This window comes from Rhizobium sp. SRDI969 (assembly GCF_025152725.1).
Classification (GTDB): domain Bacteria; phylum Pseudomonadota; class Alphaproteobacteria; order Rhizobiales; family Rhizobiaceae; genus Rhizobium; species Rhizobium leguminosarum_I.
The window spans coordinates 3,611,842-3,633,251 of the sequence record NZ_CP104035.1; the positions used below are offsets into that span (position 1 = coordinate 3,611,842).

General features: G+C 62.2%; 21 protein-coding genes. 9 read left to right on the forward strand and 12 right to left on the reverse strand.

Going from position 1 to position 21,410, the window contains the following annotated elements; translation table 11 throughout:
• Positions 1-120: 120 nt before the first annotated feature.
• The 3 genes from N2A41_RS17990 to rcdA all read left to right on the forward strand — a co-directional run bounded on the left by N2A41_RS17990 (position 121) and on the right by rcdA (position 2,707).
• Complete coding sequence (locus N2A41_RS17990) at positions 121-1,419, forward strand: MFS transporter (protein WP_017968146.1); 1,299 nt, start codon at positions 121-123, stop codon at positions 1,417-1,419.
• 191 nt (positions 1,420-1,610) lie between these two features.
• The gene (locus N2A41_RS17995; protein WP_222280434.1) at positions 1,611-1,802 is read left to right on the forward strand and encodes a DUF1192 domain-containing protein; all 192 of its coding nucleotides are present in this window, start codon (positions 1,611-1,613) and stop codon (positions 1,800-1,802) included.
• 389 nt (positions 1,803-2,191) lie between these two features.
• The gene (gene rcdA / locus N2A41_RS18000; RefSeq protein WP_003542804.1) at positions 2,192-2,707 is read left to right on the forward strand and encodes a protease adaptor protein RcdA; all 516 of its coding nucleotides are present in this window, start codon (positions 2,192-2,194) and stop codon (positions 2,705-2,707) included.
• A 192-nt stretch (positions 2,708-2,899) separates the two neighbouring features.
• Here rcdA and rpmE read toward each other — a convergent pair whose 3' ends face one another.
• Positions 2,900-3,121: a 50S ribosomal protein L31 gene (gene rpmE / locus N2A41_RS18005; protein ID WP_003542805.1), complete on the reverse strand. Its 222-nt coding sequence runs from the start codon at positions 3,119-3,121 to the stop codon at positions 2,900-2,902.
• 193 nt (positions 3,122-3,314) lie between these two features.
• On the opposite strand from rpmE, the gene N2A41_RS18010 reads away from it, so the two are divergent.
• From N2A41_RS18010 to N2A41_RS18030, 5 genes are all read left to right on the forward strand, one after another.
• On the forward strand, positions 3,315-5,117 hold the full coding sequence (locus tag N2A41_RS18010) for an ABC transporter transmembrane domain-containing protein (protein WP_017968148.1): 1,803 nt from the start codon (positions 3,315-3,317) through the stop codon (positions 5,115-5,117).
• Positions 5,118-5,260: 143 nt separating this feature from the next.
• Positions 5,261-6,253 (forward strand): Bug family tripartite tricarboxylate transporter substrate binding protein, encoded by a 993-nt coding sequence (locus N2A41_RS18015; RefSeq protein ID WP_260109395.1) that lies wholly within the window; start codon positions 5,261-5,263, stop codon positions 6,251-6,253.
• Positions 6,254-6,427: 174 nt separating this feature from the next.
• The gene (locus N2A41_RS18020; RefSeq protein ID WP_017968150.1) at positions 6,428-6,616 is read left to right on the forward strand and encodes a YegP family protein; all 189 of its coding nucleotides are present in this window, start codon (positions 6,428-6,430) and stop codon (positions 6,614-6,616) included.
• A gap of 276 nt (positions 6,617-6,892) precedes the next feature.
• Positions 6,893-7,231: a YciI family protein gene (locus N2A41_RS18025; RefSeq protein WP_222384593.1), complete on the forward strand. Its 339-nt coding sequence runs from the start codon at positions 6,893-6,895 to the stop codon at positions 7,229-7,231.
• 7 nt (positions 7,232-7,238) lie between these two features.
• Complete coding sequence (locus tag N2A41_RS18030; protein WP_260109396.1) at positions 7,239-8,477, forward strand: RNA polymerase sigma factor; 1,239 nt, start codon at positions 7,239-7,241, stop codon at positions 8,475-8,477.
• Between the two features lie 110 nt (positions 8,478-8,587).
• Here the strand turns inward: N2A41_RS18030 and N2A41_RS18035 are convergent, their stop codons facing one another.
• The 11 genes from N2A41_RS18035 to N2A41_RS18085 all read right to left on the reverse strand — a co-directional run bounded on the left by N2A41_RS18035 (position 8,588) and on the right by N2A41_RS18085 (position 19,318).
• Positions 8,588-9,619, reverse strand: a complete 1,032-nt coding sequence (locus tag N2A41_RS18035) for a peptidoglycan -binding protein (protein ID WP_017968153.1) — start codon at positions 9,617-9,619, stop codon at positions 8,588-8,590.
• A 3-nt stretch (positions 9,620-9,622) separates the two neighbouring features.
• A complete protein-coding gene (locus tag N2A41_RS18040) occupies positions 9,623-10,729 on the reverse strand; it encodes a flagellar motor protein MotA (RefSeq protein ID WP_260109397.1) in 1,107 nt (368 codons plus the stop codon).
• A 111-nt stretch (positions 10,730-10,840) separates the two neighbouring features.
• Positions 10,841-11,641 carry an inositol monophosphatase family protein gene (locus N2A41_RS18045; protein ID WP_017968155.1) on the reverse strand — a complete coding sequence of 267 codons (801 nt, stop codon included), beginning with the start codon at positions 11,639-11,641 and terminating at the stop codon, positions 10,841-10,843.
• A 197-nt stretch (positions 11,642-11,838) separates the two neighbouring features.
• Positions 11,839-12,936, reverse strand: a complete 1,098-nt coding sequence (locus N2A41_RS18050; protein ID WP_260109398.1) for a protein-glutamate methylesterase/protein-glutamine glutaminase — start codon at positions 12,934-12,936, stop codon at positions 11,839-11,841.
• A gap of 61 nt (positions 12,937-12,997) precedes the next feature.
• Positions 12,998-13,852 (reverse strand): CheR family methyltransferase, encoded by an 855-nt coding sequence (locus tag N2A41_RS18055; protein WP_260109399.1) that lies wholly within the window; start codon positions 13,850-13,852, stop codon positions 12,998-13,000.
• A gap of 27 nt (positions 13,853-13,879) precedes the next feature.
• Positions 13,880-14,362 carry a chemotaxis protein CheW gene (locus N2A41_RS18060; protein WP_017968158.1) on the reverse strand — a complete coding sequence of 161 codons (483 nt, stop codon included), beginning with the start codon at positions 14,360-14,362 and terminating at the stop codon, positions 13,880-13,882.
• Entirely contained in the window at positions 14,359-16,047 is a 1,689-nt protein-coding gene (locus tag N2A41_RS18065; protein WP_260109400.1) for a methyl-accepting chemotaxis protein, read from the reverse strand. Before N2A41_RS18065 ends, N2A41_RS18060 begins: the two co-directional genes overlap by 4 nt.
• Before the next feature lie 31 nt (positions 16,048-16,078).
• Positions 16,079-16,588, reverse strand: coding sequence for a chemotaxis protein CheW (locus tag N2A41_RS18070; protein ID WP_260109401.1), 510 nt, complete (start codon positions 16,586-16,588; stop codon positions 16,079-16,081).
• Positions 16,585-18,627 (reverse strand): chemotaxis protein CheA, encoded by a 2,043-nt coding sequence (locus tag N2A41_RS18075; RefSeq protein WP_260109402.1) that lies wholly within the window; start codon positions 18,625-18,627, stop codon positions 16,585-16,587. The genes N2A41_RS18070 and N2A41_RS18075 overlap by 4 nt, the downstream gene beginning before the upstream one ends.
• Positions 18,624-18,992 (reverse strand): response regulator, encoded by a 369-nt coding sequence (locus tag N2A41_RS18080; protein WP_003552634.1) that lies wholly within the window; start codon positions 18,990-18,992, stop codon positions 18,624-18,626. The genes N2A41_RS18075 and N2A41_RS18080 overlap by 4 nt, the downstream gene beginning before the upstream one ends.
• The gene (locus N2A41_RS18085; RefSeq protein WP_260109403.1) at positions 18,989-19,318 is read right to left on the reverse strand and encodes an STAS domain-containing protein; all 330 of its coding nucleotides are present in this window, start codon (positions 19,316-19,318) and stop codon (positions 18,989-18,991) included. The genes N2A41_RS18080 and N2A41_RS18085 overlap by 4 nt, the downstream gene beginning before the upstream one ends.
• A gap of 340 nt (positions 19,319-19,658) precedes the next feature.
• On the opposite strand from N2A41_RS18085, the gene N2A41_RS18090 reads away from it, so the two are divergent.
• Entirely contained in the window at positions 19,659-21,401 is a 1,743-nt protein-coding gene (locus N2A41_RS18090) for a chemotaxis protein (protein WP_260109404.1), read from the forward strand.
• The last annotated feature ends 9 nt before the right edge of the window (positions 21,402-21,410 follow it).

Here is a 21,410-nt window from a genome sequence, read left to right on the forward strand (position 1 = left end):
GAACAAGAGGATCTCGACACGCCGTAAAGACATTCCGGGGCACAATCAATCATCTTGAGGCTGGGCTGAAGCAGGTCCTGCCTTATCTCATTGCAAATCGCTAAGACCGAGTCTGGGGAAATGAAGAGAAATCTGCTGTCCGTCGCCGCGCTGCTCTTTGGCACGCTCTTCCTTTTCATGGGCAACGGCCTGCAGGGCATCCTGCTTCCTGTGCGCGGCAATCTCGAAGGCTACGCAACGACGACGCTCGGCCTGCTCGGCACCTCATGGGCCGGTGGCTTCGTCATCGGCTGCCTGGTTGCGCCGAAGATCGTGCGCCGCGTCGGCCATGTGCGTGCCTTTTCAGGCTTCATCTCGATCATCGCCATCATCGCGCTGGTCAGCGGCATCATCATTCATCCGGTCTGGTGGGTGGTTCTGCGCGCCGTCACCGGCTTCTCCACCGCCGGCACGTCGATGATCATCGAAAGCTGGCTGAACGAGCGCGCCAGCAACGAGAGCCGCGGCGCGATCTTCTCGCTCTATATCGGCATCACACTGCTCGGCGTCGTCGGCGGCCAGATGATGATCCCGCTCGAGGATGTGCGCACGCCGGTGCTGTTCATGATCTGCGGCATCTTCTATTGCATCGCCATGCTGCCGACGACGCTGTCGACCGCCGCTTCGCCGCAGCCGCTGAAGGCAGTGCGCCTCGACCTGCCGGCGCTCTATCGCAACTCGCCGGTCTCCTGCCTCGGCATCCTGCTCGTCGGTATCGCTAACGGTGCCTACGGCACGCTCGGCGCCGTTTTCGGTGCCGGCGCCGGCCTTTCCGACACCAGTATCGCCGTCATGATGAGCTCCACCATCTTCGCCGGCGCAGTGATGCAGCTGCCCGCCGGCCGGCTTTCCGATCGCATCGACCGGCGCTACGTGCTCGCCGCCATGTCGGGGATCGCCGCCCTTGCCGGCCTGCTGATCTTTCTGCTTCACCCCACGTCCCCCGCCTTTCTGATCGGGCTCGTTGTCCTTTACGGCGCAGTGGCGAATACGCTCTATCCGATCGCCGTCGCCCACGCGAACGACTTCGCGGCGTCGGAGGACTTCGTCAAGGTCTCCGGCGGCCTGCTGCTGCTCTACGGCATCGGCACGGTGATCGGCCCGACGATCAGCGGTCCCGTCATGTCGGCGATCACCCCGCATGCGCTTTTCCTCGTCACCGCCATCGCCCATGTGCTGATCACCGTTTACGCCATCATCCGAAGCCGCATCCGCGCTGCGATCCCCGCCAGCGACCGCGACGCCTACACGACGATCCCGACCGGCACCTCGCCGATGCTGACACCGCAAAGCATGTCGCTTGCCGACCGCGGCACCAGCAAACCTCCGGAAACCGGAAAGTCTCCCGAAAGCGACGATCCTGCTGTAAAGTTCGGCTAGAAAAGGATGATTTAGGCCGGGTCGGCCTAAAATCTGGATCCTGTTCTACATTATGTAGTGAGAGCGTGATGTCGTCCGAAAGCCGATCACACTTTTCGGCATCATGCTCCGGAGCAATTCCAGCAAAACTGCGAAGCGATTTTGCCGGGAGTTGCGTAACAAGCTATATGCAGCCAACGGAGGACGAACCCATGAGCTTCATCGATGACGACCGGCCGCAGAAGAAGGTCGCCCATGAGATCGGCGCCGATCTCTCTATGCTTTCGGTCGACGAATTGAAGGCGCGGGTGGAATTGCTGAAGACGGAGATCGCCCGTCTCGAGGCTGAGGCCACTCGCAAGGCCTCCGGGCGGCGCGCGGCGGAAAGCTTCTTCCGCTCGTAACCCGCCAAAACTCCGAAAACAAGGTTATAGGTGGATAAAACGGACCGCCTCAAGTCTTAATTCAGCACAATGTTAATAAAATATTAAGCTTTATAAGGTATTACTATATTCATCCGGATTTTCTCTGGATCTCAGACAGTTTTCCAAGCGGTGAATTGGTCTGATTTTTCTCCCTGTTTTACCTTGAGAGCCGCGTCTGCGGCTCTTCTTTTTCCTATGGCCGGCGCACTTCCACGAAACTGTGGAGATTAACCCTTTCTTAAGAAACGGCTTGCGCATTTGAGCTAATGATACCATCTTAAAGTCATAAAGACGGGGCCCGGAAACTTTTCCGTCGGTGCCGGCGTTACCTGAATATATGTAGCTGCGTGCAAACAGGGACTATTGCGATGTCGGAAGTTGGATTGAACACGATCAGTTTTGCAGGCCGCGCCGCTGCATCCTCGCAGTTCAAAGCACTTTACGCGGAAGGCATGTCGCTGGTCGAAGAGACTGCCGCCTACCTCGACGGCCAGGGCCGCGCCGCCTCCAAGGTTCTGCCGCGGATGGCCTCGGTCCTTTACGCCGCGGAATCGATGCGTCTCACCACCCGCCTCATGCAGATGGCCTCCTGGCTGCTGCTGCAGCGCGCCGTCAACAATGGCGAAATGTCCCGCGACCAGGTACTGGCCGAAAAGAACAAGGTCCGTCTCGACGGCTTCAACGTCGACCGCGCTGCGCCCGGCTGGGGCGACCTGCCGGAATCCTTCCGCGACCTCGTCGAGCGCTCACTGCGTCTGCAGAACCGCATTGCCCTGCTCGACCGCGAGATCTACCGCCCGTCCGAAGCCGTGATCGTTCATGATAATCAGAACAGCGTCCAGGCTCAGCTTTCCCTGCTGCAGACCGCCTTCGGCAACAACTGACCGGATCTGCAGACTTCTTCGAAACAGACCGGCTGCGTCTTATACGCGGCCGGTTTTTTGTTTGCCTCTGAACACCGGCATCCCTGGAGCGTCCTTTGCGCGTCTGAAAAGACGCGTGGCGCAGTAGGGCATTGCGAACGCAAAAAGCCCGGCGTAACCGGGCTCTCTTCGAATTCCGTCGAGCAGAAGCGATTAGAGGCCGAGGCCGCCGAAACGCTTGTTGAACTTGGAGACGCGGCCACCGCGGTCCATGAGCTGCTGGTTGCCGCCGGTCCAGGCCGGATGCGACTTGGAATCGATTTCAAGGTTCATGACAGCGCCCTCCGAACCCCAGGTCGAGCGGGTTTCGTATTCGGTGCCATCGGTCATGACCACCTTGATCATGTGATATTCGGGATGGATGCCTGCCTTCATAACAATCTTCCTGCGATACCGGAGTTCAAATTGCCGCATGCAGTTGCAGCCACCGAACCGATTGAATAAATGAAGCCGCAGTCGTGATGGCTACGGCTTCCCATTAGGATGCGGTGCCTATACATGAAGGACGCCTAGATAACAAGAGCCTACAGGCCGCATTGCGCGGGTCCTGCGGGCGATCGGAGACGATTTGGCAGAGCAGGCACGGGCTGAGGAAAACAAAAGACGATCGCTGCGGCCGCTCGGCAGGCTGACGCCCTACGTCATGCGTTATCGCGCCATGGTGGCCGGTGCGCTGATGTCGCTGGCGCTTGCCGCCGTCACTTCGTTGGCGCTGCCGCTCGCCGTGCGTCGCATGATCGATCACGGCTTCACCCAGTCGGATGGTCGCTTCATCAACAGTTACTTCGCCATGCTGATGGTCATGGCCATCGTGCTCGCGGTCGCCAGCGCGCTGCGCTATTATTTCGTCATCACCATTGGCGAGCGCATCGTCGCCGATCTTCGCCGCGATGTCTTTTCCCATGTGACGAGGCTGTCGCCCTCCTTCTTCGATGTCAACCAGTCCGGCGAGATCGTCTCGCGGCTGACCGCCGATACCACGCAGATCAAGTCCGCCGTCGGCGCCACTGCCTCTGTAGCGCTCAGGAACCTCATCCTCTGTATCGGCGCCATGGGCATGATGATCGTCACCTCGCCGAAGCTTTCGAGCCTCGTCATCGGAGCGATCCCGCTGATTGTCTTCCCGCTCGTCGCCTTCGGCCGCTCGGTGCGCAAACGTTCGCGCGCCGCCCAGGATACGCTCGCCGATGCCTCCGCCTTCGCCAACGAGACGATCGCCGCGACCCGCACGGTTCAGGCCTTCAACGGCGAAGATGCCGCAGCGACGCGTTACGGCACTGCCGTCGAATCCGCCTACGAGGCCGCCCGCGCCGCCATCCGCTCGCGCGCGTTGCTGACGGGGATCGCCATCACGCTGATCTTCGGCAGCGTCGTCGCCGTGCTCTGGGTCGGCGCCCACAGCGTGCTCGCCGGCACGCTGTCGGCCGGCACGCTCGGCCAGTTCCTGCTTTATGCCGTCATCTCCGCCGGTTCGCTGGGCGCGCTGTCGGAGGTCTGGGGCGAACTTTCGCAGGCAGCCGGTGCCGCAGACCGGCTGACCGAGCTTCTCGACGAGGTCTCGCCGATCACAGCCCCCGCCAGCCCTGAGCCGCTTCCTTCGCCCAGCCGCGGCCGCGTCGAATTTTCAGGCGTGCACTTCGCCTATCCCTCGCGCCCCGGCAAATCGGCGCTACATGGCTTAAGCTTCGCCGTCGCGCCAGGCGAGACGGTCGCCATTGTCGGCCCTTCCGGTGCCGGCAAGAGCACCGTCTTTTCGCTGCTGCTGCGCTTTTACGATCCGCAGCAGGGCAGCGTGAGGATCGACGGTGTCGATGCGCAGCTGACGACGCCCGACGAGCTGCGCCAGCGCATCGCCATCGTGCCGCAGGATGTCACCATCTTTGCCGCCTCGATCCATGACAACATCGCCTTCGGCCGTCCCGGCGCCTCGCGTGACGAGGTCCGCGCTGCAGCCCTTGCCGCGCAGGCCGACGAATTCATCGCTCGGCTGGACAGGGGCTACGAGACCGAGGTTGGCGAACGCGGCATCATGCTCTCCGGCGGCCAGCGCCAGCGCATCGCCATTGCCCGTGCCATCCTGAAGAACGCGCCGGTGCTGCTGCTCGACGAGGCAACCTCCGCGCTTGACGCGGAAAGCGAGACGCTGGTGCAGAAGGCGCTCGACGGCCTGGTGGACGGCCGCACGACGCTCGTCATCGCCCATCGCCTGGCGACCGTGCTGAAGGCCGACCGCATCCTCGTCATGGATCAGGGCCGCGTCGTCGAGGAGGGCACGCATCAGAGCCTGATCCGCCATGGCGGCCTCTATGCGCGGCTGGCGCGGCTGCAATTCGACGCCGCCAATGAGGATGTGCTCGCCGCGGCGAAATAGCCGGCGCTACTTCTCCGGCCGACAGCGACTAAAGTCTGAACCCGCCGCACATCTCCGCGGTTGTCTTTCGCGCGTCCCGCCCTAACCTCTTCATTCCCCGGGGGTGGGGATATTGCGGCTGAAATCCTTGGGAGGAGATAGGAATGGCGCTTTCCGATATAACGCGACGTACGGGCCTTGCGCTCGGTTTCGCTGTGCTTGCGGCCTTTGCCGTCGGCGCGTCTGCCGCTGCTGCGGATTTTCCCGATCGCACGATCACCATGGTCGTACCCTTCGCGGCCGGCGGCTCAACCGATGTCCTCGCTCGCATCGTTGCGCAGAAGATGTCGGAGGATCTTGGCCAGCAAGTGATCGTCCAGAACGTCGCCGGCGCCGGCGGCAATCTCGGCGCCGGTAACGTCGCCCGCGCCGAACCGGACGGCTACACCATCCTGATGGGCACGGTCGCGACCCACGCCCTCAATCCGCTCATCCTGAAATCGACGCCCTATGACGCCGAAAAGGATTTTGCGCCGGTCTCGCTGCTCGTCGTCGTGCCGAACGTGCTGGTCGTCAATCCGGAACTGCCGGCAAAGACCGTGCAGGAGCTGATCGCCCTGCTGAAGGCCGAGCCCGACAAATACAGCTACGCCTCATCGGGCAACGGCACGCCGTTGCATCTTTCCGGAGAACTCTTCAAATCCATGGCCGGTGTCAGCATGCAGCACATACCCTATAAGGGCGCCGGTCCGGCATTGAACGACGTCATCGGCAACCAGGTGCCAATCATGTTCGACAATTTGCCCTCCTCGTCGAGCCACATCAAGGCTGGCACCCTGCGGGCGCTGGCGGTGACCACGGCCGAGCGTGCACCCTCCTTCCCCGACGTGCCGACTGTCGCCGAGTCGGGCATTCCAGGTTACGAGACCTATACTTGGAATGCGCTTTTCGCGCCGGCCAAGACACCGAATGAGGTGGTAACGCGTCTCAACGCCTCGGCTAAGAAGGCGCTTGCCGACCCTGCCGTCGCTGAACGCATGAAAGAATTCAGCGCCACCATCGTCGGCTCGACGCCGGACGAACTGGCTGCCCATGTAAAGGCCGAACTCGCCAAATGGGGGCCGGTCGTCAAAGGCGCGAATATCCAGATGGAGTAATGTGAAAGAGCATGTACCGGCATCCCTCCTTCACTTGCGTGCAATGGAAACGGTGGCAATTGGACGCTTGGCAACCCAATTCTTATTAAGGCAGTGGAAAAGCTCGCCATTTTGATCTAGCCTCCGCTAAGCTGATGGTTGCAATTCAGCGATTTGGGATTTCGGGAGACATCTATGTATAAATTCGAAGTCTATAAGGATAAGGCCGGCGAGTTCCGGTTCCGCTTCAAGGCATCGAACGGGGAGGCCATGTTCTCGTCCGAGGGCTACAAGGCGAAGGCGTCCGCCATGAGTGCCATCGAATCCATCAAGAAGAACACGCCAAGCGCCGAGGTAGTCGACCAGACGAAGGCCGAGTCCTGAGCAGACCGGCAGCGGCGGCCTGAACTGCCGCCCTGCCCTTTCGCGCCCTTGAGCAGCGCCGGCGCCCTTGAGCCCGGACGCTTGCTTCCGACTTTCTGCGCCATTTCTCTTTTTGCATATTTTTTATGAGGCCATGTCGAAACGACGGGTGGCCGCGTCTCATTGTCACGGAACGGATATCCCGAAAGCCGGGCCGCTCCGCCGGGCAGGAGGTTTCGGATGGAGAATCCGGCCGGCATGCCTGGATCAACGCAACAACGAGATCAGGAGTTCTCCATGCAATATGCTCTCATCATTCGCGAAGCCGCCGAAGATTTCGCCCGCCGCGGCGATCCCGTCTATCGCGACGGCTGGGTCGCCTACAGCAAGGCGCTTGTGCAGGCGGGGATCATGACCGGTGGCGCCGGGCTGACTGGCCCGGAGACCGGCACGATCGTGCGCCGCAAAGGCGAGGAACACGATGTTCAGGACGGGCCTTATCCGGAAGGCAAGGAACAGCTCGGCGGCTTCTATCTGATCGATGTTCCCGATATCGATACCGCGCTCGAATGGGCGACCCGCGTCCCGATCTCTGACAAGGGTTCGGTCGAGGTGCGCCCGCGCCTGCAGATGTGAGGCGGCAATGCCGCCCGATGCCGGACGCGTTGCCGAAAAGGTGGCGCGTCAGTCCTACGGCAAGCTGATCGCCTTCCTCGCCGCCCGGTCGCGCGACGTGCCGGCGGCAGAGGATGCGTTGTCGGAAGCGCTGGCTTCGGCGCTTCGCGTCTGGCCGGAGCGCGGTGTTCCCGGCAATCCGGAAGCCTGGCTGCTGGTGGCCGCCCGCCGCAACCTCATGCAGGCGGCCCGCCACCGCACCGTCGAGGCCAATGCGCAAACGACGATATCGGTCGCCTTCGAGGAAGCGGAGGAACGCATGAACGAAGCCGGCAACGCCGTCTTTCCCGATGAGCGGCTGAAGCTGCTCTTCGCCTGCACCCATCCCGCCATCGACAGCTCCGTGCATACGGCGTTGATGTTGCAGACCGTTCTCGGCATCGAGGCAAAGACCATCGCGCGGTCCTTCGTCGTCGCACCAGAGGCAATGAGCCAGCGGCTGGTGCGCGCAAAGGCAAAGATCCGCGACGCCGGCATTCCCTTCGCCGTCCCCCCTCGCCCCGACTTGCCCGGGCGGCTCGCCGCCGTGCTTTCGGCGATCTACGCCGCCTACGGTCTCGGATGGGACGGGCTCGACGGGGAGAACGAACGCCATTCGCTGGCCGGCGAGGCGATCTGGCTCGGCCGTGCGCTCCTGGCGGTGCTGCCGGACGAACCGGAGGCGATAGGCCTCCTCTCGCTGATGCTTCACTGCCAAGCCCGCCGCAGCACCCGGCGCGACAGCAACGGCCAATATGTGCCGCTGGACGAGCAGGATACGGCCGCGTGGAACGCGATCATGATTGCAGAGGCGGATGCGCTGCTGCGCAAAGCCGGAAACTTCGACCGTTTCGGCCCCTTCCAGTGCCAGGCTGCAATCCAGTCCGTGCATGCGGCGCGCCGGTTGTCAGGAACGACTGACTGGCAGGCGTTGACGACGCTCTACGCGGCGCTGGTGATGATGAAGCCGACGCTGGGTGCACGCGTCAGCCAGGCTGCTGTAATCGGCAGGGCCTCGAGCGCCGCTGCCGGGCTGGAGCAGCTCGACAAGCTCGATCGGCGCGACGTCGCAGCCTATCAGCCTTACTGGGCAGTGCGTGCCTATCTTCAGGCGCAAGCCGGCGACAAGGCCGCCGCGGCCGACGCCTATATGACGGCGATCGGCCTCAGCGACAGCCCCGCCGTACGCAACTTTCTCGCCGGCCGGTTAAAGACCGTCCAGCGGTAATGGCAGCCCACTGCATAATTCCTTAAATCGGAATCGATTTGAGGAATTATGCAGTCTTTCAAAGTGTTATAGCGTCGTTTGCGCGTCTTCAAAGACGCACGGCGCTGTAATCACTTCTCGGTCAGCTTCAGCTCGATGCGGCGGTTGGTAGAGCGCGCATCCGGCGTATCGCCCGGCGCGATTGGCTGGAACTCGCCGAAGCCGGCGGCAACCAGCCGATCGGCCGGCACGCCCTGTGCGATCAGGAACTTGACGACCGAAATCGCGCGCGCCGAGGAGAGCTCCCAATTGTCGCGATAGCGGCCCGTTCCGGCAAGCGGCACATTGTCGGTATGCCCGTCGACGCGCAGCACCCAGTTGATCTCCGGCGGGATTTCCTTGGCGAGATCGAGAAGGGCGGCGGCAAGCTTGGCCATCTCGGTCTGCCCCTGCGGGTTGAGATCGGCACCACCCGAGGGAAACAGCACTTCCGACTGGAAGACGAACCGGTCGCCGACGATGCGGATATTCTCGCGATCCGAGAGGATCTCGCGCAGACGGCCGAAGAAGTCGGAACGGTAGCGGTTCAACTCCTGCACCCGTGCGGCGAGCGCTACGTTGAGGCGGCTGCCAAGATCGGCGATCTTGGTCTGCGAGACCCGGTCTTTCTCCTCCGACGCCTGAAGGGCTGCTTCGACGGCGGCAATCTGGCTGCGAAGCGCTGAGATCTGCTGGTTCAGCAGTTCGACCTGACTGAGCGCCCGTTCGCTCACCTGCTTCTGCTCGTCAAGCTCCTGCGTCATCGAGCCGATCCGCTTCTGCGCCGCATCCTGGCCGCCCGAACCGGCATTCAGCAGCGCCTGCAGCCGCGAACGGTCGCCTTCGGCACTGGCAAGCGACGCCTGCAGGTTGGCGACCGAGTCCTGGAGATCCTGGTTGCTGCCCTTTTCGAGCGCGAGAAGCTGCGTCAGCTCGTTGATCTGGCTGTTGAGGCGATTGAGCACCTCATCGCGTCCGGTGATCTCGCGGCTGAGGATGAACTGCCCGACGACGAAGACCGTCAGCAGGAACATGATCGAGATGAGCAGCGTCGACAGCGCGTCGACGAAACCCGGCCAGTAATCCACCGTGCGTTCGCGGCGCCGGTTGCGGGCAAGAGCCATGGCCTACTTGCCCTCGCTCTTTTCCGCATGGCTGGCGGCGCGGTCGCGCATGCGCTCCCCCCTCTCCCCTCCGCGCTCCTGGACGCCGATGCGTTCGGCAAGCCGATCGAGCGTGCGACGCATCGCCTTCGCCTCGTCCTGCTGTGCCTCGATCCAGTCGCGCAGCATCTGCTGCTCGTTGCGCATGTTCTTGACGAGGCCCTGAATACCTTCGGCAAGGCTCGCCATAGCGGCGACGGAACGTTGGCTGCCGGCGCCCCCCTCTTCGGCGACCTTGCGCAAATAATCGGAGAGCGCGCGCATGTCGTCCGAGGAAGCACCGGAAACGGCGTCGAGAGCCGGGGCAAGATCGGAGCCGACATCCGTGACCGAGGACAGCCAGTTTTCCAGCTCCATGTAGAAGCGGTTTTGCGCGCGGCCTGCCTGCAGGTCGAGGAAGCCGAGAATGAGCGAACCTGAAAGGCCGAGCAGCGAGGAGGAGAAGGCCTGGCCCATGCCCGAAAGCGGCGTGGAAAGACCTTCCTTCAGCGCCGAGAGCACGTCCCCCGTGCCGTTCGAGCCGGCATCGAGCGACTGGATGACGACGCTGATCGAACCGATCGTGCCAATGAGGCCCCAGAAGGTGCCGAGCAGGCCGAGAAAGACCAAGAGGCCGATCAGGTAGCGTGAAACATCGCGCGATTCGTCGAGGCGGGTGGCAATGGAATCGAGGATCGAGCGCAGCGCCGTCGTCGACAGCGCCAATGAGGACTTGCGGCTGCCAAGCAGTGCCCGCATTGGCGCAAGCAGCCGCGGATTGCGGTTGACCTTGTCGGCACTGCCCGCGGCGCGGAACGAATTGAACCAGCGCACCTCGGGGCGAAGTGCCAGTACATGATTGAAAACAAGGATGATTCCGACCGCGAGAACGCCGACGATCAACCCGTTGAGGCCCGGATTGTGCATGAAGGCGGTCTGCGTTTGCCGGAAGAGGATGGCGGCGATAAACCCGACGATGACGAGGAAAAGCAGCATCGTCCAGAGGAAGGGCATTGGGCTCGAAAGCCTGTAGGCATAAGTGCCCGCCGTCTTTTCGGTGGAGCCGATCTCCGCCACATTCACATTTTCCATAGGGTCGCTGCCTCCGGAGTCACTGCTGGCGGAGACTAGAGCAACATTGTGCCGAATTGAAGTATGCCGGGGCGAAAACCGTGACTTTACAACAGCCAGATTTTCGTTCGGTCACTTGGCGGGAACCGGCCGCTTGACGACTTCGATCAGCGCCTTGTGGATGATCTCGTTGCCGGCGACGATCGTGCCACTCTCCAGCATCGTTGCGCCACCGTCCCAGTCGGTGGCGAAACCGCCGGCTTCGCGGATGAGCAGGATGCCGGCTGCCATGTCCCACGGCGCAAGCTCCGCTTCCCAGAAGCCGTCGAATCGCCCGGCAGCAACATAGGCAAGATCGAGCGTCGGCGAACCCAGGCGGCGGATGCCCGCCACTTCGCCCATCACGTGGCGAAGCTCGACCAGGAACTTGCCGTGATTGCGCTTGCCGAGCGCCGGCACGCCGCAGCCGATGACGCAATCCGACAGCGCCCGGCGCGCGGCAACGCGAAGGCGCCGATCGTTGAGGAAGGCGCCGCCGCCGCGCTCGGCGGTATAGAGCTCGTCGGTCGCCGGATTGAAGATGACGGCGGCAACGATCTCCCCGTTGCGTTCGAGCGCGATCGAGACAGCGAAGGCCGGGATGCCATGCAAGAAGTTCGTCGTGCCGTCGAGCGGGTCGACGATCCAGCGATGCGCTCCGTCCGTGCCCTTGATCTCTTCGCTTTCCTCGCCGAGGAAGCCATAGGTCGGACGCGCCTTGAGCAGCTCTTCCCTGACGATCTTTTCGGCCTTGCGGTCGGCGGTGGAAACGAAGTCGCCCGGTCCCTTCACGGAAACCTGCAGGTTCTGCACTTCGCCGAAATCACGCCCCAGCGACTTTCCTGCCTTGAGGGCAGCCTGAACCATGACATTGAGAAGAGCTGAACGAGCCATCGGGCATTTTCCTTGGGACTGATACGAGGTGCGCGCTGCCAGGGGCGGGAAGTGTCCCTGAACATGCAAGACATGCAGCGCTGCATTGATTGGCGGCCTCAAGACCACAAAATCGCGGAAATTTCAAGGGGAGCCACGCATGGCTGCCCTGCGGTGCCGGAAACCGGCGGCTATGCTCCGTTTCGTCGAAATCGATCTCAGAACTTCTGCTGTGTCATCAGCACTTCGCGAGCGATCTGATCGAGCGGCAGGATTCGGTCGACACCGCCCTTGGCGATCGCCTCCTTCGGCATGCCGAAAACAACGGAACTCGCCTCGTCCTGCGCCACCGTGTAGGCGCCGGCCTGATGCATTTCCAGCATGCCGCGCGCGCCGTCATCGCCCATGCCGGTCATGATGATCCCCATGGCGTTCGAGCCGGCCGAGCGCGCCGCCGAGCGGAAGAGCACGTCGACCGAAGGCCGGTGGCGCGACACCAGCGGCCCGGTCTTCACACTCACATAGTAGCGCGCACCCTGGCGCTCGAGCAGCATATGTTTGTCACCGGGCGCGATCAGCACATGACCGCGCAGCACCGGATCGCCATCGCCGGCTTCCTTGACCTCTACCTCACAGAGCCCGTTCAGCCGCTTGGCGAAGGCGGCGGTGAATTTCTCCGGCATATGCTGGACGATCACCATGCCAGGCGCATTGGCCGGCAGTTCCTCCAGGAACTCGCGCAGTGCTTCGGTGCCGCCGGTGGAGGCGCCGACGCAGACGACCATCTCCGTCGTCTTCGCCATGGCCCGCCCCGTCGGTGGCGGCAGCATCACATCCGCCGTCAGTTTTTTGGCCGGCCCCTCCGCCGAAGCGGAGCGGATAGTTCCGGCGGCGCGGCGGACGTTGGAAAGCCGTGCATGCGAGGCGCTCTTGACGACTTCGCGAATGCGCATCGCGTCGTCGGAAAGGCTGTCGGCGGCGCCGATCTTCGATTTCAGGATGACGTCGACGGCGCCTGCCTCCAGTGCCTGGAGCAGCGTTTCCGATCCCGCCTCCGTCAGTGACGAGCACATCACGACGGGGATCGGCCGCTGCGCCATCAGCTTGCGCAGGAAGGTGATGCCATCCATGCGCGGCATCTCCACATCGAGCGTAATGACATCCGGGATCTCTTCCTGCAGCTTCCGCGCCGCCATGAAGGGATCGGATGCGACCGCCATGATCTCGATATCGGGATCCTGCTCCAGCACATGGGTCAGCGTCTGGCGGATGCTCGCGGAATCGTCGATGATAAGGACGCGGATTTTCTTAGCCATGAATGCCCCTGATGCATGCCGTCCAGAAGTGCGCAGCGGTTTTGGGATGACGCGATGCGCTTTAGATACGCTGAAACACCGTATTCGAGACCTGTTTCAACGGCAGATCGAAGCCGGTGATCGATTCGGAATGGCCGATGAACATGTAGCCGCCCGTCGCCAGGCAGGCACAGAGGCGGTTGAGCACGCCGGCCTGAGTCTGCTTGTCGAAGTAGATTAGCACGTTGCGGCAGAAGATGACGTTCATCAACTCGCCGATCGGGTATTTCTCGTCCATCAGGTTCATGCGGGCAAAGCCGACTTTGCTGCGCAGTTTCGGCGTGATGCGCACCTCCCGCCGACCCGGCTGCTTGGCCGTCAGCACATATTTGCGCTGCAGGTTGCACGGCACCGGCGCGATAAGATCTTCCGGATAGATGCCCCGGCGCGCCGTCTGCAGCACATCGGTGGAAAGGTCGGTGGCCAGCACGCTGTAGGAGACGTTATTGCGGCTTTCAGCGAATTCCGCCAACACCATCGCCATCGTATAGGGCTCGGCTCCCGTCGAGCAGGCCGAACTCCAGGTGCGGATGGTCCGAACGCCACTATTGGCGATCGTTGGCAGCGCGACCGTCTGCAGATAGTCGAAATGTTTGGCTTCGCGGAAGAAGTCGGTCTTGTTCGTCGTCACCACGTCGATCAGGTAGACGGTTTCCTGGTCGAGGCCGTCATGATTGAAGAGGAAGTCGCAATAATCGTCGAAGGTCGCATGGTTGGTTGCGCGAAGGCGGCGCCTCAGCCGCCCTTCAAGCATCGTCAGCTTGGTCGACGGCATCTTGATGCCGCTATAATCGTAGATGAACCGGGCAAGCTTATCGAAATTGCGCTTGCTGATCCGGTCGCCCGGCAATTGGGTTTCCACCGCTGCCATGCTCATAGAACGCAATACTCCGAGTTGATGCGGTCAGGCCGCTGATTGCAGTGCCGAGGCGTCCTCGCGCGACAGCAACCGTGCGAGATCGATGACGACGACGAAGCCGTTTTCACGACGAACGACGCCGGCGATATAGTCCGAGCGCCAACGCACGCCGATATCAGGCGCAGCCTCGATCTGCTCGCGCCGGAATGGCGTGACCTCGAAGACGCGGTCGGCAACGAGGCCAAGGGTCAGGAGCCGGCTTTCCATTGGCACGTCGAGGACGAGCACCCGCGTGTGCGGCGTCGGCACGGTCTTCGTCATGCCGAGCTTCAATCGAAGATCGATTGTCGGCACGCCCTGCCCGCGCACGTCGCGCAGGCCGAGCAGATAGTCGGGACCATTCGGAATCTTGAAAGCTTCCGCATAGTCGAGGATTTCCCGCACCACCTCAACCGGTACGGCGAAAATCTCCTCGCCGAGGCTGAAGGTCACGAACTGCGCTTCCAGAGATGTCGTGGCCATGATCATGCGCTTTCCTTGAATTCGGCGTCCCCGTCATCGGGACCGCCCATGGAGAGATCGAGAGCGAAGCCTTTCGCCCGCGCCTGCTGGCCGGCGACGCTATTGGCAGCCGGCTTCTTGGAGATAGGCTTGCGGCCGGCGGGAGCCGCGCTGCGGACCGTGACCTTGGCGGCCGGCACGCGATGCTGGCGATGGCCTGCCGTATCGACCTTGAAGAAGGCAATCGACGTCTGCAGCTCTTCGGCCTGGGAGGCGAGTTCCTCGGAGGTTGCCGACATCTGCTCGGAAGCACCGGCATTCTGCTGTGTCACCTTGTCGAGCTGCTGGATCGCCTCGTTGATCTGCGAGGCGCCGATATCCTGTTCGCGGCAGGCCGCACTGATCTCGGAGACCAGTTCCGCCGTCTTGCGAATGTCGGGCACCAGCCGGCCGAGCATGTCGCCGGCATCGGCGGCAGCTTTGACCGTGTCGCTCGACATCGCGCTGATTTCGGCAGCGGCCGACTGACTGCGTTCGGCAAGCTTGCGTACCTCGGAGGCGACCACCGCAAAACCCTTGCCGTGTTCGCCGGCACGCGCGGCTTCGACGGCGGCGTTCAAGGCCAGCAGATCCGTCTGGCGGGCAATCTCCTGGACGATGCCGATCTTCTGGGCGATCGTCCGCATGGCGTCGACAGCGCGGGTCACCGCTTCACCGCTCATCTCCGCGTCCTTGGCCGACTGGCGGGCGATCTTTTCGGTCTGGGCCGCATTATCGGCGTTCTGCTTGATGTTGGCGGCCATCTGCTCCATCGAGGCAGAAGCCTCCTCGGCCGAAGCGGCCTGTTCGGTTGCGCCCTGTGATACCTGTTCCGAACTCGCCGAAAGTTCCTGGCTGCCGGATGAGACATTGTCGGCGGCCGACAGTGCGTCGGCGACGACGCCGCGCAAGCGTTCGATCATCGTGTTCACGTTACTGAGAAGCTCGCCGATTTCGTCGCGGCTGGTGATGTCGGCCATTTTCGTCAGATCGCCTTCCGACACTTCGCGAACCACGGTGTTGGCCCGGCTGAGGCCTTTGCTGATCGTGCTGGCGATCCAGAAAGCGGTAATGGCGGCGACCAGCAGAGCGACAGCGGCGACGGCAACCATCATTGTGCGCGTCGTCGTGTACTGTGCCTCGGCGCCGTCGTCGGCAGCCTTCATGCGCTGCTTTTCAAGTGCCAGGATTTCGCCAAGCGTCGAGTCGATATCGTTGGCAGCGGCCCGCGCAGCCGTCACGGAAATCGTATTTGCGCCTTCGGCATTGCCGGCCTTCACATAGTCGCGGATCTGATCGTCAGCCGCATTGAAGGTCTTGGAAAGTTCGGCGATGCGCGCCCAGCGCGCCTTGCCTTCGTCCGTTGCCAGCGCCAGCACCTGGCCGAAGGCATCGGTAAAGTCCTTGCGGGCCTGATTGCCCTTGGCGATCGCAGCCGCGGTTTCGTCGGCAGTGCGGGCGGTGAGCAGGTTCTTCTGCTGGCGGATGGCCTCGAGCTGGGCAATGTTGATTTGCTGGGCGAGGTCGAGGCGGGCTGCCGGACCGGCGAGGAGATTGCCAATCGTGTCGTTCAGCGATCCAAGGCTGACGATTCCGTAGGCAGCGGTGCCCATGAGCATGAGGATGATGAAGGTGAACGCGGTCACCAATTTTGTCTTGATTGTCAATCGCATCGGTCTAACTCCAATTTGAACTCAGCCGACATCAGCTGGCGGCTCCGGCCGCATTGTGCCTCGATGAAAAAATCGCCTGCAAATTAGGGAGAATGATGAATTCTCCGCCCCTCTTCACCAGGCAGTTGATGTAGTCGGCGCGCCAGCGCATGCCGATGCTCGGCGGCGCCTCGCTCGCGGACTTTGCAAGTGTCGTCACCTCGTTCACCTTGTCGGTTCTGAGGCCGACGAGCGTCTGCTCGCCCTGCAGATCGATCTCGATGACGATGATGCGGCTGTCGATCGTCGCCTCCGCTGCTTCCATCCCGAAGGCGAGACGCAGATCGGCGAGCGGAATGACCTTGCCGCGAAAGTTGATGACGCTGGCGACAAAGGGCTGGCTGCCCGGCACGGCGGTCTCGGGAAGCAGGTCCAGGATTTCCTGGACGATGACGGCTTCCAGCGCAAAGGTTTCGCCGTTGAGATCGAAGGTCAGGACCTCGACTTCCTCGGCATAGCTCCAGTGATTGTCGAATCGTTCGGCTGCTGCTCTTGCACTCATCCTGCTACACGCAACTGCGCCTCCTGTTGCTGACCCGCGGCAACCAGGTGCCCGACGTCGAGAATAAGCGCGACGCTGCCGTCGCCGAGAATGGTCGCGCCCGAGAAGGTCGCAACGTTGTTGTGCAGTTTCGACATCGACTTGATGACCGTCTGGTGGTCGCCGATGATCTGGTCGACGACGAGACCGACGCGCTCCGTGCCTGTGGATATGACGACGACCTTCTGGTGCACGTCGGGCTTGGTGCCGGTGCGGAAGAGATCGCGCAGGCGCAGGAACGGCACCAGGCTGTCGCGCAGCGAGATGAAGCTGCGGCCGCGCGAGCGGAGATCTTCCTCGAGCGACAGTTCGAGGCATTCCTCGACCGCCGAGAGCGGGATGACGTAGCGGCCGGAACCGACGCGCACCAGCAGCCCGTCGATGATGGCGAGCGTCAGCGGAATGCGCAGCGACACTTCCGAACCCTGTCCCGGCACGCTGACAATGTCGATCGCGCCGCGGAGCGCTTCGACCGTCTTCTTCACCACGTCCATGCCGACCCCGCGGCCGGACAGATTGGTGATCGCGGCAGCCGTCGAGAAGCCAGGGGCGAAGATCAGCTGCAGCAGCTCGGAGTCGGAAAGCGGCTGGCCGGGCTGGATGAGGCCGGAGGATTCCGCCTTGGCGCGAACCCGTTCACGATTGATGCCGCGGCCGTCGTCCTTGATCGAGATGATCACTTCGCCGCCGGCCTGGCGGGCCGAAAGCGTCACCATACCGGCTTCGATCTTGCCGGAGGCAAGCCGATCGGCGGGCGTTTCGAGCCCGTGATCGATCGAGTTGCGTACCAGATGCACCAGCGGATCGGCCAGACGCTCGATGACTGTTTTGTCGACTTCTGTGCTCTCGCCCTCCGTCACCAGTTCGATCACCTTGCCGGTTTCGCGGGCGAGATCATGGACGAGGCGGCGGAAACGGGAGAACAGTGTGGCGACCGGCACCATGCGCAACACCATCATCGTGTCGCGCAATTCGCCGGAGAGACGTTCGATTTCTTCCGAAACGGAGCGTAGCGCGATATCGGTGCTGGCGCTGGCGAGCTGGCTGAGGCGCGATTGCGCGATGACGAGCTCGCCGACGCGATCCATCAGCTCGTCGAGACGTTCGGCCGGAACGCGGACATTCTCGGCCGCCTTCGCCTGGCTGACGGCGGCGGGCGCCTCGCGCTTGGCCGGAACCGCCTCGACGGGACGGAATTCCGGGACGGCCGCCGGCGGAACGGGCGCCGCCGATGCCACGGCGACAGGCGCAGGGGCTGCCTTTTCATCGGCCGGAGCAACGACTGCCGCTGTCGGCCCGTCGATCTCCTCGACACTGAGTTCCATGTCATCGAGCACGAAGATGAAGACGTCGTCGATCGCCGAACGGTCCTGCTCGCTGGTCAGCGTCACGTCCCAGGAAATATGGAGATCCGTCGGAGTGAGCTCGTCGAGGGCCGGAATGGCCGAGGTATTGGCGCGCACGGTGCATTCGCCGAGATCGCGCAGCTCGTCCAGCAGACCGAGCGGGTTGGTGCCGTTGGCCATCGAATTGGCGGGCAGGCTAAAGCGGATGCGCCAGCTGTTCTCCTTCGCCGGTGCCTCGCGCACGGCTGCGGGTACTGGAACAGCGGCCGGCGCCGCTTCTTTGCCGCCGACGGCGGCCTGCAACTGCGCCAGCAGCTTATGCCCAATATTGCCATGATCGGCGTCCGGCTGGTCGACGAGGGCGCGCATATGGTCCTGAGCGGCAAGGACGGCGGCGACGAGTTCGCTGGTCGCCGAAACCTCACCCTTGCGGACGCGATCGAAGGCTGTTTCGCAATGATGGGTGAAGGCGGCGAGCGCCTCGAAGCCAAACATCGCGCCGGAGCCCTTGAGCGTGTGGAGCCCGCGGAACACGGCGTCGACGACATCCTTGTTGTCGAGCTGGTGAGTCAGGTCGAGAAGACCGGCCTCGATCGCTTCGAGGCATTCGGCAGCCTCCGTGCGGAATACGGCGACGGGATCGAGCGTACTCATCGTCCGAGAACCTTCTTCACGATCTTCACCAGGCTTTCCGGGTCGAACGGCTTGGTCAGCCAGCCGGTTGCGCCGGCGGCCTTGGCGCGCGCCTTGAGATCGGCGTCCGATTCCGTCGTCAGGAAGATGATCGGAACGCCGGCTTGCGCCGGCAGCTTGCGCAGTTCCTCGATCATCGTCAGCCCGTCCATGACAGGCATGTTGAGATCGGTCACGATCAGATCGAAGCTGCTGCCCTTGGCCGTCGCGAGGCCCTCCGCCCCGTTGACCGCCTCGGTGACGCTATAGCCGGCATTGGTCAGCGTGACCTTGGTGGTCAGACGAATGCTGGCGGAATCGTCGACAGTCAGGATATTTGCACTCATAAAGTCACCTCTTTATGCAACCAGAAATTTGCGTCTTCGTGATCGAAAGATTCGATGAAACCTGCGCGTTCAAGTACCTTCAGAACGGAGCCACTGGCCGGCGAAGAAAGTTTGAACGTCTTTCCCTTGGCCTTTGCTTGGCGGCGCGACGATTCGATGAGTTGAATGAAACTCAGATCCGCTTCCGCGCCGTCGGGAATGCCGATGATGATTGTATCACGGTTATGAAATACGTCGTTAAGCTTGGAATATAGTTCGGGCACGTTACGAATGCTGAGTACGTCCGGCAAATTTATAGATTCGTAATATTGCTTTTGAGTATCCAATGCAGCCTCCCGGGCCAGAGAAATACTTGATAACCCTAAAAGGACTCTCACGGCAGCGTTAATGCGGGGTAAACAGCGGTTGTAGGAAACTGCCGTATAGCGAGCTCGGGGACTCCCAATTCTCATCCGGGATAAGTTGTATTTTTCTCTCAAAATTTAGAAATAAATAAAATAAAAACAATATGTTGAATCATCAAGACGAGCGTTGGGCTTTCACCGACACGCCATCAACATCTTTCGTTAATCACAACGCTAGCGAGTCCGGCGCATTTACCGGACGTTTCCATCCTACCCGTAAAAATAGAGTGGAATTGCCTGAATTTTAACAAAAGGTATAAAAGTGGCACACGCTCTGGTATCGCCGAACGCTGCAGCCTACACATCAGGACGGGACATCAGCCAGGCCCTGGAATCCGCCCGCGGCCAGGTCGAGGAACGTTTCCTCGAAGGCGGCACCGTGCTGCTGTCGGTTATGGATGTTCTCAACCGCTTGCTGAGCTCGCTCGAGAGCGTCACCACGGCGCTCGACAATAAAGAGGCGAGCGACACCGGTGCCGATCTTCGGGCCACGGTGGCGAGCCTGACGGCGCTGCCGATCAGCGAGGAAGGCCGCCAGCAGGCGCTCGTCTCGCTGGCGCATACCGGCAGGGAGCTGCGCAAGCATGTCGCTGACATGCAGGAGACGATGCGTTATCTCAGAACCTTCGCAGTGACCGTGAAGATCACCGGCGCCGGCATTGCCGAATTCGCCGGCTTCGCCCAGGAGATTCTGGAGCGTATCTATTCCGGCACCGATGAGGTCAACCGTTTCGCCACACACCTCGACAGTCTCGATAAGGAGGTCAAGCTCGCCGCCTCCTTTGGCGCCAGCGTTTCCAAGGGTTATGCCGATACCGTTCCGGCCGTCGCCGGGGCCTTGCGTGATGATGCCGCCAAGATCGCCGAACACCGCAAGGATCTCGGCGTCATTGCGCGCGAGGTCGGCGCGATTGCCCGCGCCGTGCAGAGCAAGGTCGCCTCGACGCTGTCTGCCCTGCAGATCGGCGATATCACCCGGCAGCGTATCGAGCATGTACAGGCCACTTTTTCGCTGCTTGAAGATTTCTTTGCTGGCGAGGATGGGGCAAAGCTCGACGCCGGCGCGCGCCGGCGCCTCCAGAACGTCATTCACCATCTGACCGCCGCGCAGATGAGCGACATGTGTGCAAATTTCCAGCGGGATTCTGAGAACGTCGTCAAGACGATCGCGAGTTTCGACCACGACATGCGGGAGATCCTCAAGCTGCGCGATCAGATGAGCGGTGAGAGCGGCGAGGCCGGCGGTAACTTCATGCGCGCGCTGGAATCCAGCGTTTCGGCCGCCCATGAAATCGTCAGGCAGGTCGACGCGGCAAGCCGCCAGGCCGACCAGGTCAGCCAGTCGACGATCGGCACGGCCGCCAAGCTCTCCGAAGCGATCGGCAACATCCGCGCCGTCAAGACCGATATTCACTATATGGCTTTGAATACCAACCTGCGTTGCAGCCGCCTCGGTGAAGAAGGCAGGTCGATCAACGTCGTCACCGCCGAGCTGCGCATTTTCGCCGGCAAGCTCGACGATTCCGCCGACGCCATCGTCAATGGCCTGCCGGCGCTCGAAGCCGCGGCCGGGCGCGTCGCCCCCGCCGCCGATGCCGGAGCCGGCAACCTGGGAGAGAGCCTGACATCGGCCGTCGGCAACATCCGCTCTGCAGCCAACCTGATGGAAAACGAGCTGAAGGTGCTCGCCGAGAACGGTCGCGAGGTCGCCACCAAGATCAGCCTGCTGATCGGCAAGCTCGATTTCCAGCATGACCTCGGCGAAGTCCTTGCCGGCTGCGCCGATCTGCTCGAAGGCGTCGCCGGCACCGATGTCGCCGATATTTCCGATCTCGCCGAGATGATCGCGCCGCTCGACCGCAAGATCTTCAAGCACTATACGATGGTCCAGGAGCGCAACATTCATCGCGACATCATCCCGGCAAGCGAGGACAGCCCCCCTGCTCTCGCCGAGATCGCCAAAGCCGAAAACGACGAGGATCTTTTCGCCGACGCGCTTTTCTAAAGCACGTCG